Raw genomic sequence first — 14,303 nt, forward strand, 5'->3', positions numbered from 1 at the left:
GTACGTTCATTACTCATTTATGTCAGATATTATTCAGCTTTTACCCGATCATGTAGCCAACCAGATTGCAGCAGGTGAAGTGGTGCAGCGACCTGCATCTATTGTAAAAGAACTTTTGGAAAATTCCATCGATGCGGGAGCTACGAAAATAGAGCTGATTATAAGAGATGCCGGAAAAAATCTTATTCAGGTAGTTGATGACGGAAAGGGAATGTCTGAAACCGATGCAAGAATGGCATTCGAAAGACACGCAACATCAAAAATAAGAGGTACTGAAGATATATTTAAAATTGCTACTAAAGGTTTCCGTGGTGAAGCTTTGGCATCAATTGCTGCCGTTGCTCAGGTCGAACTGAAAACGAAGCTAAAAGATGCTGCCTTAGGAACAAATATTTACATCGAAGGCGGAGTTTTCCAGTTTCAGGAGCCCGCCCAGAGTTCGGAAGGTTCTAATTTTTTAGTGAAAAACCTTTTCTACAATGTTCCGGCCAGAAGAAAATTTCTTAAAAATAATAATATTGAATTTCGTCACGTTATTGACGAATTTCAACGTGTTGCTTTAGCACATGAAAATTTAGAATTTTCTTTATTCCATGATGATGATCCTGTTTTTAAGCTGAGAAAAGGAACTCAGATGCAGCGAATTGTCGATATTTTCGGCAGAAAACTACATCCGCAACTCATTCCTATTAAAGAAGATATACTTTGGTGTAAACTTCACGGTTTCGTAGCAAAACCTGAAGGCGCAAAAAAAACCCGTGGCGAACAATTTCTTTTTGTGAACGGAAGATTTTTTAAAAGCCCTTATTTTAACAAAGCAGTTCAGGAAGCTTTTGAAGGATTACTTTTACCGGGATATATTCCCACATTTTTTCTTTTTCTTGAATTAGATCCGGAGAAAATTGATGTTAATATTCATCCGCAAAAAACGGAGGTGAAATTTGAAGACGAGCATCTTATTTTTGCATTGCTCCGTTCGACCATCAAACGTTCTTTGGGAATTTACAATGTTGCACCAAGTTTAGATTTTGAAAGAGATCCCCAACTGGATGAAATCATGCAGAAAAGTTTTCCCAGCAAAGGCAATACAGCAAGTATTAAAATGCCGGAAATTATTGTAGACCGTGATTACAATCCTTTTCTGGAAGAAAGACAGACTTCAAAAGCAGAAATTCAGAATTTAACGGAAATGTATCATCAGAATATTTCTGCAGAACCCTCAAAAATCAACTTGTTTGAAGATGAGGATTTTGATGAAGATCTGATGCGACTTCCGAACGGATACTGGCTTTTCAACAAAGGAGACTGTACTTTGATGCTCGATTTAGGCAGAATGCACCGTCTTTTGATTTCAGAAAACAATAAATCTGCAAAGAAAACCAATACCAACAGCCAGTCTCTTCTGTTCTCTCTGGAATATCATATGAATGAGATTGAAAAAAACAAATACAAATCCATCAAAAAATATCTTCCCGAATTGGGATTTGGAATGAGTATAGCTCATGAAAACGTTTTGAGAATTGATGCTGTTCCTGAAGGTTTAAAAGAATCTCAGGTGATGAAATTTCTGGAGAATCTTTTCGAAATTCTGGAATATAAAACTGAAGAAGAATTTTTGCAGTTTTACCAAAACCAATGGAACAAAATGCAGTCGAAATCGCGTTTTGATTTTATTTATAAAGCAGATGCAGAGCAAGTAATCAAGGATTTTACTGTTCTTGGTTTCCCTGAATTTCTGCCCAACGGAAAAAGATGTTTTTATGAAGTTCCGTTTAATGATTTAAAAAATAAATTTTAAGTAGATGTTTAATAATATACCGCCAATCACCCGAAATTTAATTATTATAAATATTGTAGTATTTATAGCCGCATATCTTATCCCTTTATTAGATTTAAATTTAACCGGATTTTATCCGTTCTCGCCAAACTTTAAATCTTGGCAAATTATTACTCATATGTTTATGCATGGAAGTATAATGCATATTCTGTTCAATATGTTTACATTATTTAGTTTTGGACCCATTTTAGAGCAATCTTTAGGAGATAAGAAATACTTAATTCTATATTTCTTAAGCGGTTTAGGAGCGTTTTTCTTATTTAATCTCTGGAATTTCATTGAAATTCAGCAATTAATATCTCAACTTGAAGAGATGAAAGTTGATGTTTCGGAGATTTATTCAAAATCGGACTTAAGAACTTATGGCTACAGCGAAACAATATACTTAGATCAACCTCTATCACGTAGTTTATATGAAGGTTTAACTGGCGGAATGGTCGGTGCTTCAGGAGCAATTTTCGGAGTGATTGCCGCATTTGCTACTTTATATCCCGAAGCAAAAATTGGAATTATGTTTATTCCAATTCCCGTTAAAGTAAAATATGTGCTTCCTGTTGTTGTGATTGGCTCTGTTTATTTAGGATTAACAGGAAATGTGGGAGGAATTGCTCATTTGGCTCACGTTGGTGGAGCAATCGTAGGATTTATTTTAGCTAAAATCTGGAAGAAGCATTTATATCGATTTAATTAATTTATTGTGAAAATTTTCAGATTAATACTTCTTTTACTGCATTTGGGATTGTTGTTTCTGTTAACAGGAATTTTGCTGAATGCCTATATTCCGCCGAAGATTTTTGCATGGTTTAATTTATTGTCTCTAGGCTTTCCCATATTAATCATTGGATATATTTTACTCACTTTTTTCTGGATTTTCAGCTCGAAAAAAAGAGCATTTGTTTTTATGTTTTTAGGATTGTTTTTTTTGAATCCTGTAAAAAGATGGATCAATTATTCACCTGAAAGTAAAGAAACAGCAAATTTTAAAGTTCTTACCTTCAACATAAAAGGAGGAAAATTGGGAAAAGAGCAAATCATAAACTATATCGATCAACAGAATGCAGACTTAATTTTTATACAAGAGTATGGTGATGGTAGCGAACTAAAATTAAGAAATAAAACAGGAAAATACGATCTTCCCATCATTGCGTTATATACCAATTATAAAGTTGTCTCCCGAAAAAATATTTTTGAAAATCTTTCCGACGGAGACATCACTGCTCAATGCGAGCAAATTGACATAGAAATCAGAGGGAAAGTCTATCGTGTTTTTAACGTTCATCTAGAATCCTTCGGCTTTCTAAAAAGTATGGTGAAACTCAACGGAAATGGTCAGGAAGACGAGCAAAAAGTAAAAGGCGTTGTCAAAAAACTGATTCCCACTTTCAAATCTCATCAGGAGCAGGTGAGAGTTCTTCGTGAAGCGATTGACAATTCACCTTACCCTGTGATTGTTGCTGGAGATTTTAATTCTGTTCCGAATTCTTATGAATATTACGAAACTTCCCAAGGTTTAAAAGATGCCTTTTATGAGGTCGGAAGAGGAAGCGGAACAAGTTTTCATGACTATAAATATCCTTTACGAATTGATTACATCTTCACATCAGAATCTATACAACCTGTGACTTATGAAGTTGATCATTCTGTACATCTTTCCGATCATTTTCCTGTGATTGCCACCTTTAAAATCAACTAGATCAATTAGTTTTAATTTTAAAAACAGTTAAGTGGCAAAATTTTTGTTGCCCAAGACTCATATTTGAGTTTCATGAAGAGGTTTCCTGTTTTTTTTCTTTTACATGTAAGTGTTTTATTTCTTTTAGTGTGCACATTAGCCAACGCATGGGTTGCGCCCACTTACTTTAGTAAACTCAACATTCTCTCTTTATGTTTCCCTTATTTAGTTATAATTCATTTCATCTTTACAGTAATTTGGATTGTTAAGAAGAAAAAAATTGCATTTGTATTTATTCTTTCAACATTTATTTTTTATAATCCTGTAAGAAGATGGATTAACTTTTCACCTCAAAATTCCGAAATTATTAATGCTAAAACAGATATAAAAGTTCTTACATACAATGTAAAATATGGAAGCTCAGGCTGGGAAAACGTGAAAAAATACATCACCGATCAAAATGCCGACATTATTCTGGTTCAGGAAAGAGATACGAACAGAGCCGTAAGGCCCGATTTGGTAAAATATCCTTCCGTGGTTTTAAAAACAAAACATAAAATAATAAGACAGGCAGATTTAATCAACGACCAATCAAAGGGAAATTCTTTTTATGCCGATGTAGACATTAACGGTAAAGTGGTAAGAATCATCAATGTTTATCTGGAACCTTTTAGATTAAATAAAATTTGCTCGGAATGAAAGACGAAAATTCATATAAAGAAGAGCAAAATAAGTTTAAAACTATTTTTTCAAAATTAATTCCCACATTCAGAACGCATGAAGAACAGGTAAAAAAGATCAGAAGAGCAGTCGACAATTCGCCTTATCCTGTAATTCTTGCGGGAGATTTTAACTCTGTTCCGAATTCCTGGGAATATTATAATCTGGGCAAAAACTTAGATGACGCATTTGTAAAAGCAGGAAACGGAAGCTCCACAAGTTTCCACGATTATAAATTTCCTTTAAGGATAGATTATATTTTCACCTCAAAAAATATAATCCCCAAAAGCTATAAAGTTGATTATTCTGTAAAATTATCAGATCACTATCCTGTAATTGCCGAATTTCTATTAAATTAGTCGCATGAAAAATGTAATTTTTGTCGCTTTCACAATATCTGTTTTACTGATTGCCTGTTCGAAGCGTGAACCCGTTTCAGACAACGTTCAGGAGCTAAAACAAAAATATGATACGACGGCAATAGATTCTTTTTCAGCAGGAGCAACTTCTGTAGATATTGCGAGAAAAATAAGAATGTCTTCACAAAAATTTCAGGATTCATTAAAAGAGGCCTTAAAATTGCAACAGGAAGAGAAACGAATTAAAGACGAATTAGAAAAAGAAAATAAGAAGAAAGCCGAAGACGAAAAAAAACAGAAGGCTTCCGAGACTACAAATCAAGAAAAACAAGAGTAATAAAAAAATATACACAATGAAAAAACACATTTTAGCAGCAGTTGCAGTTTCTACACTGTTTGTTGCATGTACACAATCTACAACAAAAACTGAAAAAGTAGAAAATGCAGACGGATCTGTAACAACAACTACTACGACAGAAACCAATTCCGGATTGGTAGATACTTCAAAAATAGAAAAGGCTAAAAACGATATTAAAAACACTGTTGACAACACAGGAAATAAAATCGACAATACGGCTCAAAAAGCGAAAGAAGACATCAACAAGGTAAGTAAAGATATTAAATCTGGTGCACAGGAAGTTGGTAAAGACGTAAAAAACACTGCAGCAACCGGAGCTCAGAAAGTTGAAGATGCCGCAAAAAAACTAAAAGAAGATCTAAAGAAATAATTTAAACAAAAAACCGCAATTAATTTGCGGTTTTTTTTATGGTCTGTTTAGCTCCAGTAAAGGATCTATATATTCTCTGTCGTTGCTGAGTCTCGGAACTTTGTTTTGTCCGCCCAGTTTCCCTTTAGATTCTAGCCAGCAATAGAAAAGATTAGGTTTTGCAATATGTACCACAGGTTTTTTCAGCGTTATATTGTTGTATCTTTTGGCTTCGTAATCAGAATTGATGGTTTTAAGATGTCGGTCAAAAATATCGGTAAATTGGTCTAAATTTTCCGGATGCTGGCTAAATTCAAAAATCCATTCATGAGCGCCGCTTTCATTTTCTTTCATAAAAATCGGAGCCCCGGTAAAATCTTTTACAGAAGAATTGGTTTCTGAACAGGCTTTAGTTAAAGCAGATTCTACATTGGTAATCATCAGTTCTTCGCCAAAAGCATTGATGTAGTGTTTTGTACGACCGGTAATTTTAATTCTGAACGGATTAATTGACGTGAAAACAACAGTATCTCCAATTAAATATCTCCAAAGTCCGCCATTTGTCGTGATGACCATTGCATAATTTTTCCCGACTTCTACTCCTTCCAGACTCACCACTTTCGGATTGGAATGATGGATCTGATCCATCGGAATAAATTCGTAGAAAATCCCGTAATCTAACATCAAAAGCATTTCATCACTATCTGATCTGTCCTGAATTCCGAAAAAGCCTTCAGAAGCATTGTAAATTTCGTAGTAATTAATATTTTTCCCGATAATCGGTTTGTATTGTTCTTTATAAGGTTTAAAACTGATTCCGCCATGGAAAAACACTTCAAGATTGGGCCAAATTTCGGAAACACTTTTTACATCAGTTTCTTTTAAAACTCTTTGCAAAAGCACCATCATCCAGCTTGGAACACCCAAAATGCTTCCAACATCTTCATTTTTAACCTCAGAAACAATCGCCTGTAATTTGCTTTCCCATTCTCCCATCAAAGAAACTTTCTTGCTCGGAGTTGTGGTAATTTCTACCCAAAAAGGAAGATTGTCTATCAAAATTGCCGAAAGATCACCAAATTTTGTCTTAAAATCTGCGTACAATTCTGAGCTTCCGCCCAAACGTAAATTTTTATTGGTAAAAAGCTGGTTTTCAGGGTGATTATTAGCATAAATTGAAACCATATCTTTTCCCGCTTTCATGTGGCAGTATTCCAGACTTTCTGCAGAAATAGGAATGAATTTGCTTTTTGCATTGGTTGTACCTGAAGATTTTGCAAAATGTTTAATGTAACCGGGCCAACTAACGTCTTTATGACCCTGTCTTGCACGCTCAACATAGGGCTCAAATTCTTCGTAAGAAACAATCGGAACTTTATTTTTAAAATCCTGATAGCTTGAAATGGAATTAAACCCGAATTTCTTACCGTATTCTGTGTCTTCTGCATGAAATAACTGAGAAAACAGAATCCCTTTTTGGGTCTCAATAGGGTAATCCATAAAATTCTGAATCTGGTCTATCCTCTGTTTGATAAACCAATTAACCACAGTATTGAAAAGTGCCTTCGTTGCCATTAACACAAATATAATACTATTTGTATTTTCAGCGAATGATTTCAATAAAAAAACCATTACAAAAGCTGTAATGGTTTCTATATCATTTTTTAATACTTAAATATTAGCAATATTCGTCGTATGCAGCTTGAAGGTTTGCAGCAATTGCTCCTGCAGGATTCCCTTCAATATGATGTCTTTCAAGCATGTGAACCAATTCTCCGTCTTTGAAAAGCGCCACACATGGTGAGCTTGGAGGAAAAGGTGCTAAATGTTTTCTAGCTGCATCAACCGCTTCTTTATCATAACCTGCAAAAACCGTTGTTAAATGATCAGGCTTTTTCTCTCCTGTCAAAGAATAAACAACTCCAGGTCTTGCAGCACCGGCCGCGCAACCACATACAGAATTGATTACTAAAAGTGTAGTTCCTGACTGCTTTAAAGCATCTTCTACCTGAGCAGGAGTTGCCAAATCTGAGAAACCTTTATCTGTAAGCTCAGCCTTCATAGGCATTACTAAATCTGTTGGATACATTTCTTATTTTTTTAAGTGTCTACAAATTTACAATTTTTCTGATGGTATAAACAATTTATAAAAACTATCAGATTGTTTGGCAAATAAAATGAAACAAAGGTTAAACATTCAGATACCATAACAATTTTAGATAATATTTGAATAATTATTATGAATATTAAATTTATTTTACTAAATTTGAAATGATTCTAAAAACTATTTCCATGAAAAAAACTTTATTAAATTAATTTTTTAGTAGCATTAGAGTAAGATCTGGTGGCCATGTAATTCCCTCTCCTTTATTTTTGTTTACTTGTTAGTTTTTAGAATTAAAACATTGATAAAGGATTTACAATAGCTAAAGCCCGAAATTGTTTCGGGCTTTTTTATTTTAAAAACACAAATATTCAGTTGAATACTTAGAAAAATTAAATATAATTTCAATCTTAAAACTCTATTTATGAAGAAAATTTACACTTTTATTCTTTCTGCTTTAATAAGTGGAATTTGTTATTCACAAAACTGTACGACGCCACAACTCACCGTAGCCCCGGCTTCAATTTGTAATCAGACTTCTGCTACACTTACCGCAACTACTACTGCAACAGAAGTAAAATGGTATAATTCTGTAACAGCAACCGCTCCTTTTTGGACTGGAAATACTTATACAACTCCAAATCTTACTTCTACAACATCTTATTGGGCAGAAGCTTATAATTACGAATTGGGAACCCAGGTAACGGGAGGTAAAACAACACCTGCAACAAGCTCTACTGCCGTAGTTTCAGGAACTTCTCCTTGGGGATTGGCTTTTACAGCAAATAGCAACTTTATGCTTGAATCTGTAGACGTATTTGCTTCTGCAGGTGGAACGTTAGCATTGGAACTTTTAGACGCCAATTATGTGAAAATAGCTGAAAAAAGTGTGGCTATTCCTGCGGGAGGAACTTCAAGTGCTCCGATACAGTTTACAGTTCCTGTAGGATTTTCTGTCGTTGGAGGAAATTCTTATAAACTCGTTGCAAGATCATCTCCGTCTATGAGAAGAGATTCCGGGTCGGGAAATGCATTTCCTTACACGTTGGGAACTTTAGGATCTATAACAGGAGGTACTATCAATAACGCTAATACCAACAGTACGGTCTATTATTTCTTTTATAATTGGAAAGTATCACCCATTTTAGGAACTTGTGCAAGCGGAAAAGTAGAAACAGTAGTAACTGTAAGTGCTGCAACTCCTCCTCCAACTGCTGTTGCAACACAAACTGTTTCTGCGGGATCTACGTTGGCAAATCTAACTGTATCCGGTCAAAATTTAGTTTGGTATACTTCTTCAGCAATGACAACGCAGCTTCCTTCAACAACGGTGGTAACAAGCGGAACAACTTATTACGTTACTCAAACTGTAGGCACATGCCAAAGTACTACAATAGCAATTACCGTAACAACAAATTTGAGCACTTTAGATCTTACACTTGAAAAAAATATTAAAATTTATCCTAATCCTGTTTCTGATTTCTTAATGATTGAATCAAAAGAGAGAATTGGTAAAATAAGTATTTTTGATATGAGCGGAAAATTAATTGAAGTCATCAATGCAGATGAAAGTCAGTCTCAAAAAATCAATGTAAGCAACTACAACACAGGTAAATATATTTTAACCCTTGAAAATAAATCAGGAACTTACAATCATCATTTTATTAAAAAATAAAACCAACATTCATATTTAAAAAATGAAGCCCGAAACATGATGTTTCGGGCTTCGTTAATCAAATCGATATGCAAAGGTTGAATATCCGTTTTTAATGGTTGATGGGTTTTGGTTGATGGTTGATAGAATTGTCTATCAACTAACAACTATTTACCAACACCTAAGAAAGCAGCTTCTTCGCCATCTCGGAAATACTTTTTCCGTCAGATTTTCCGGCTAGATTTTTTGAGGCTACTCCCATTACTTTTCCTAAATCTTTGATGGATTCAGCACCAGTTTCAGCGATAATGTTCTTTATTTCTGCTTCCAGTTCTTCAGAAGACAATTGCGCCGGTAAAAATTTTTCAATGACTCTCATCTGAGCATCTTCCACTTCTGCCAAATCGTTTCTTCCCTGAGCCGTAAATTGCTCATAAGAATCTTTACGCTGCTTGATCATTCTCTGCAGGATGGCAATTTCCTGCTCTTCTGAAACTTCAGCTCCTAAAGCTTCCGTTTTCAAAAGTAATATCTGTGATTTTACAGCACGAAGAGAATCTAAAGCCACTCTGTCTTTAGCTCTCATTGCCGTTTTTATCGCTTCGCTTATTATTAATTCTAAACTCATAGTTATTAATTTAACAATGTATCAATGTAACAGTTTACCAATGAGATGCCACGAAAAGCTTAGCACAATTAGAGATTGTTACATTGGTACATTGTTATATTATTTTAGTCAACATCTTTATTTAAAAATCTGTTTTCTCTGATCTGCATGTTTCCGTTATTATCAGACAAATACGTGTTGATGTTTTGGTCTGATGCATTGCTTCCATCGATAGAAATATTCTTTCTTTTGAAAGCAGGAACAGATTCAAACTCATTCGCATGATCAAAATTCTGGTAACGGGAATTGAATTCTTTTAATTTATTTCTTCTTTCTACCACTCTTTCCTGATCTGCAGGTTTATTGACGAATGTAAATTCGCTTTCATTCTGTCTTAGAGTTTCAACTTCAGCTCTGTTTTGGAAAACAGGTTTTTCTTCAACCTTAATTTCTTCTTTAGGCTGATAAAAATTATCGATTTTGGGGGCAACTTCCTCTACCGTTTCTGTAAACGTTTCAACCTCATTTTTTGGCTGTCCGAAATCAGACTTAGTTTCCACGATAGGTTCATTTACCGTAAAGCTGAATTCCACTGGTTTTTCGTCAGAATAATTTGAAGTAAAAGAATCGTTTTCAGGCTCTTCTTTTTTATTTTCAAAATCAAAAGAGAACGACTGAATTTCCAAATCATTAGGATCATCATCAAAAGTGAAAAGACTTACGCTATTTTCTTCGCCGGATTCTTCATTCCTCCAGCTTTGAATTGGGCTTTCTAACGTATCTTGCTCTCTGTCAGAGAATTTTATTTCTGTTTTAATCTCTTCATCCTCGATAATCATTTTTTTTTCAGGTGACGACATTTTAAACTGTGGCGCATCTCCGTCTTCATCATCCAGTCTGAAAAGATTTTTACCTCCGAAATCATATCCTTGCTCGGGAGTTTCTCTTTCTTCTTTCGTTTTAAAAGGAGAAGCTTTTGGGGCATCTAAAGCGTCATTCAAACCAATTCTGATTTTCTCAGTTGGCCCAGCAAATTTTTGATTGTCATTAGAAAAACCAGTTGCAATCACCAATACGCTCACTGCATCACCCAATTCTTCATCAGCACCAACTCCAAAAATAATATCTGCTGTATGACCTGCTTCTTTCTGGATATAATCCATGATGATACCGATTTCGTCCATCGTTGCTTCTTCTACACCACTTCTGATTAATAACAGTACATTTCTTGCGCCTGTAATCTTATTATCATTCAATAGAGGAGAATCCAGTGCTTTTCTAACCGCTTCTTCCGCTTTATTTTCACCTGAAGCCATACCGGTAGACATTAATGCGGTACCGGAATTCTGAAGCACAGATTTAGCATCTCTAAAGTCAATATTTACATCAAAATAACCTGTAATAACTTCCGCCATACCTTTCGCAGCGTTGGTTAAAACTTCATCAGCTTTTGAAAAACCTTGTTTGAAACCTAAATTCCCGAACTGCTGTCTCAGTTTATCATTATTAATAACGATTAATGAATCAACATTATTTCTTAATTTTTCAAGACCTAATTCGGCCTGTTCCAGTCTTCTTTTACCTTCAAAACTAAAAGGAACTGTAACGATTCCTACCGTTAAAATTCCCATATCTTTGGCAACTTTAGCGATAACAGGAGCTGCACCGGTTCCGGTTCCACCACCCATTCCTGCAGTGATAAACACCATTTTAGTATTTTGTCCCATTGAAGCTTTGATGTCTTCGATGCTTTCGATAGCAGCTTTTTCACCTACTTCCGGATCTGCACCTGCACCCAAACCTTCCGTAATTGTAACTCCCAACTGTACTTTGTTGGAAACCGGATTGTTGTCTAACGTCTGCGCATCTGTATTACAGATCACGAAATCTACGCCGTGAATCCCTTTTTCGTACATGTGTTTAAGTGCGTTGTTTCCGCCGCCGCCTACACCGATTACTTTAATGATCGACGAATTTCCTTTTGGCAAATCAAATGAAAACCCTTGTGAACCTATATTTTCCATTACTTATATTTTTTTATAATTGATAATTGATGAATGATAACCGATGAATGACCAATAATCTATGAGTGATTATCTATTATCATTGATCTTTTACCGTTTATATTTTTTATTCTACTTCTTCAAAGAATTTTTTTACTTTTTCCATCAAAGATTGTCCGAAAGTCAATCTCACTTTTCTCTGTTGCTGTTCTGCAGGAGTTTCGTACTCTTTTACAGGTTCATGAACGGTGTGAGTTTGATTTTCTGTGTGTGCAACATTTGGCTGTTCTTTTGTTTCAGCTTTAGTTTCAACTTCGATTTCAATTTCTTCATCTACTGCCGTCGTTTTTTTATCTCTGATTTTTAAACTTTCCATCAATAAACCGATAGATGTCGCAAATTCCGGTCCTTTAAGATACTGATTTTTATCGTTAGCGATGTATTCATTTGCAAAACCAATTCTACTGTCGAACCCTGTTGTATAATTTGCCAACTGACGAAGATGCTTCAGGTTTGAACCACCACCCGTCAACACAATTCCTGCAATCAGTTTTTTCTTTTGTTCAAAAGCTCCGTAAGCTTTTAATTCTGTGTTAACCATTTCAAGAATTTCCTCTACTCTCGCATTGATAATCTGCGCTAAAGTTTTCAGAGAAATCTCTTTATCCGGTCTTCCGTGAAGTCCGGGAATGGTCACAAAAGTGCTGTCTTTTTCCAGCTCAGGAACTGCAGAACCGAACTTAACCTTTAATTGCTCGGCATGCTTTTCAATAATTGAACAGCCTTCTTTGATATCTTCCGTAATAATTCCGCCTCCGTAAGGAATGACACAAGTATGACGGATGATATTATCTTTAAAAATAGCAATATCTGTAGTTCCACCTCCGATGTCTACGATTGCTACTCCGGCTTCTTTCTCTTCTTTCGTAAGAACAGCTTCCGAAGATGCCAAAGGCTCCAAAGTAAGCGCTTCCATCTCCAAACCTGCTTCTCTTACGCATCTTGCGATGTTTCTGATGCTTCCCATTTGTCCAACGACTACATGGAAATTGGCTTCCAGACGTTTTCCGTGCATTCCGACAGGTTCCTGAATTTCTCCTTCAGAATCAACCTTATATTCCTGTGGAAGTACATGAATAATTTCTTCTCCCGGAAGCATCACCAGTTTTTTCACCTGATCTTTTAATGCTTCAATATCGTCATCTGTGATGAATTTGTCTGGTTTCTCACGCATAATGTAATCTGAATGCTGCAATGAACGAATGTGCTTCCCTGCAATACCCACAGTTACCTTATGAATCGGCACTCCTGCGCTAGACTGTGCCTCAGACACAGCAGCTTTGATGGAGTTGATCGTCTGTGAAATATTATTCACAATACCTTTATGAACCCCAAGACTTTTGGCTTTTCCAACACCGAGAATTTCTATCTTCCCGTGTGCATTCCTACGTCCTACAATGGCGACAATTTTGGTTGTCCCAATGTCCAGACCTACTGAATACTCTTGATTTTCCATTGTTTATATCGATTTGATTTAATTCTTAATTTAATTATGATAGGATTTTACCCTATTCTTTAGAAGTTCGTCCTTTCAGGATTTTTTTATTCTATTTTAACCTTTGCTTTTGGCTTCACCGTTGATTTCTTTTCGGACGTCTTCTTTTCCCTGGGTTTGACTACCGTTTTAGGTTTTGTATTTTCCTTTGGTTTTAAAGAAGTTGAACTTGCTTTTTTTGCTTCCGGTTTAAGATTTACTTCTGGTTTTTTAACCGCAGCAACTACAATCGGTGTTTTCGCTAAATCTTTATGACTTGCTTTTATAATGCTGTCATTTTCTTTAAAATAAGGGTTCAGCGTTGTTACAATCTGATTCTGATATTTTACCGAAATCATTCTGTACTTTTGCGGATCCTGAAACACCAAATATTTCTCAACAAAAGTTTTGAAGCCTTTTACTTTTAGTTCAATATTATCCAGATCACCTATCTCGACTCTATAATTTCCTTCGCTTGTCAAAAGATTGTAGCTGTCTTTATATTTTGAAATTCCGATAAAATATTTTTTGCTGAAATCATCTTTATCGATCTTCTCAACCAGTTCAGCCAATTTTTCATATTCGTCTTTTTTAACATCTCCCGTTACCAACATACAAGGATGTGAATACGTTTTTGAAATCGGAAACTCCGTCCCTTTTTCATCCACATAAAAATCTTTTCCGTCATTATTTAATCTAAAAACCGGAATCCTCTGTTTGATGTCTAAATTTAAACTTCCATTTAGGTTTAAATACACATTCGCACTATCTACAGCCGGAAGTGCATTGATTTTTTTTTCCAGTTCAGGAATATTCAGATCTCCAACTTTTCGGGACGGATTTTCTTTATTAACAATCTCACGAATATCTTTCTCATCAATAAAATAAACCGGAGTTTTCTCATTCATTTTCACAGAAATTTTATTATCCGTAATCTTCTGAACGCTGAATTTCTTCAAAGAGAAACTCAACAGAAATCCAAGGATGATTACTGTAATGGCAATTTTTAAAATTCTGTATTTGTTTTTCATTATTGTTTGAACACTAAGCTCACAAAACTTTTTAATTAATACCGCTTTTTTAGTTTCACGAAGCCGCTTCGCTTA

The 14,303-nt window shown here is 35.2% G+C and carries 14 protein-coding genes; 8 read left to right on the forward strand and 6 right to left on the reverse strand.

All coding sequences use genetic code 11. The features are described 5' to 3' along the window. Positions 1-19 precede the first annotated feature (19 nt). The 7 genes from mutL to ACOOWA_RS15795 all read left to right on the forward strand — a co-directional run bounded on the left by mutL (position 20) and on the right by ACOOWA_RS15795 (position 5,316). Positions 20-1,798, forward strand: coding sequence for a DNA mismatch repair endonuclease MutL (gene mutL / locus ACOOWA_RS15765; RefSeq protein WP_421376661.1), 1,779 nt, complete (start codon positions 20-22; stop codon positions 1,796-1,798). Between the two features lie 4 nt (positions 1,799-1,802). Beyond that, the gene (locus ACOOWA_RS15770; protein ID WP_421376662.1) at positions 1,803-2,528 is read left to right on the forward strand and encodes a rhomboid family intramembrane serine protease; all 726 of its coding nucleotides are present in this window, start codon (positions 1,803-1,805) and stop codon (positions 2,526-2,528) included. 6 nt (positions 2,529-2,534) lie between these two features. Then, positions 2,535-3,530, forward strand: a complete 996-nt coding sequence (locus ACOOWA_RS15775) for an endonuclease/exonuclease/phosphatase family protein (RefSeq protein WP_421376663.1) — start codon at positions 2,535-2,537, stop codon at positions 3,528-3,530. 126 nt (positions 3,531-3,656) lie between these two features. After that, positions 3,657-4,208, forward strand: a complete 552-nt coding sequence (locus ACOOWA_RS15780) for a hypothetical protein (protein WP_421376665.1) — start codon at positions 3,657-3,659, stop codon at positions 4,206-4,208. Continuing rightward, the gene (locus ACOOWA_RS15785; RefSeq protein ID WP_421376667.1) at positions 4,205-4,588 is read left to right on the forward strand and encodes an endonuclease/exonuclease/phosphatase family protein; all 384 of its coding nucleotides are present in this window, start codon (positions 4,205-4,207) and stop codon (positions 4,586-4,588) included. The genes ACOOWA_RS15780 and ACOOWA_RS15785 overlap by 4 nt, the downstream gene beginning before the upstream one ends. 4 nt (positions 4,589-4,592) lie before the next feature. Then, a complete protein-coding gene (locus ACOOWA_RS15790) occupies positions 4,593-4,925 on the forward strand; it encodes a hypothetical protein (RefSeq protein WP_421376669.1) in 333 nt (110 codons plus the stop codon). A 16-nt stretch (positions 4,926-4,941) separates the two neighbouring features. Next, a complete protein-coding gene (locus ACOOWA_RS15795) occupies positions 4,942-5,316 on the forward strand; it encodes a hypothetical protein (protein WP_421376670.1) in 375 nt (124 codons plus the stop codon). A gap of 36 nt (positions 5,317-5,352) precedes the next feature. On the opposite strand, the gene ACOOWA_RS15800 is transcribed toward ACOOWA_RS15795, so the two are convergent. Together ACOOWA_RS15800 and ACOOWA_RS15805 are read right to left on the reverse strand one after the other, a co-directional pair. Continuing rightward, entirely contained in the window at positions 5,353-6,870 is a 1,518-nt protein-coding gene (locus ACOOWA_RS15800) for a GH3 auxin-responsive promoter family protein (RefSeq protein ID WP_421376671.1), read from the reverse strand. Positions 6,871-6,973: 103 nt separating this feature from the next. Beyond that, positions 6,974-7,384 carry a BrxA/BrxB family bacilliredoxin gene (locus ACOOWA_RS15805; RefSeq protein WP_267264040.1) on the reverse strand — a complete coding sequence of 137 codons (411 nt, stop codon included), beginning with the start codon at positions 7,382-7,384 and terminating at the stop codon, positions 6,974-6,976. Between the two features lie 439 nt (positions 7,385-7,823). On the opposite strand from ACOOWA_RS15805, the gene ACOOWA_RS15810 reads away from it, so the two are divergent. Beyond that, positions 7,824-9,074: a T9SS type A sorting domain-containing protein gene (locus tag ACOOWA_RS15810; RefSeq protein ID WP_421376672.1), complete on the forward strand. Its 1,251-nt coding sequence runs from the start codon at positions 7,824-7,826 to the stop codon at positions 9,072-9,074. Positions 9,075-9,234: 160 nt separating this feature from the next. Here ACOOWA_RS15810 and ACOOWA_RS15815 read toward each other — a convergent pair whose 3' ends face one another. From ACOOWA_RS15815 to ACOOWA_RS15830, 4 genes are all read right to left on the reverse strand, one after another. Beyond that, a complete protein-coding gene (locus ACOOWA_RS15815) occupies positions 9,235-9,681 on the reverse strand; it encodes a GatB/YqeY domain-containing protein (protein ID WP_421376674.1) in 447 nt (148 codons plus the stop codon). A gap of 104 nt (positions 9,682-9,785) precedes the next feature. Next, on the reverse strand, positions 9,786-11,684 hold the full coding sequence (ftsZ, locus tag ACOOWA_RS15820) for a cell division protein FtsZ (protein WP_421376676.1): 1,899 nt from the start codon (positions 11,682-11,684) through the stop codon (positions 9,786-9,788). A gap of 106 nt (positions 11,685-11,790) precedes the next feature. Further along, a complete protein-coding gene (gene ftsA / locus ACOOWA_RS15825; RefSeq protein WP_421376677.1) occupies positions 11,791-13,179 on the reverse strand; it encodes a cell division protein FtsA in 1,389 nt (462 codons plus the stop codon). 86 nt (positions 13,180-13,265) lie between these two features. After that, entirely contained in the window at positions 13,266-14,228 is a 963-nt protein-coding gene (locus tag ACOOWA_RS15830) for a cell division protein FtsQ (protein WP_421376679.1), read from the reverse strand. Between the last annotated feature and the right edge of the window lie 75 nt (positions 14,229-14,303).

Origin of the sequence: Chryseobacterium sp. GP-SGM7, assembly GCF_049166575.1 — a bacterium.
Classification (GTDB): domain Bacteria; phylum Bacteroidota; class Bacteroidia; order Flavobacteriales; family Weeksellaceae; genus Chryseobacterium.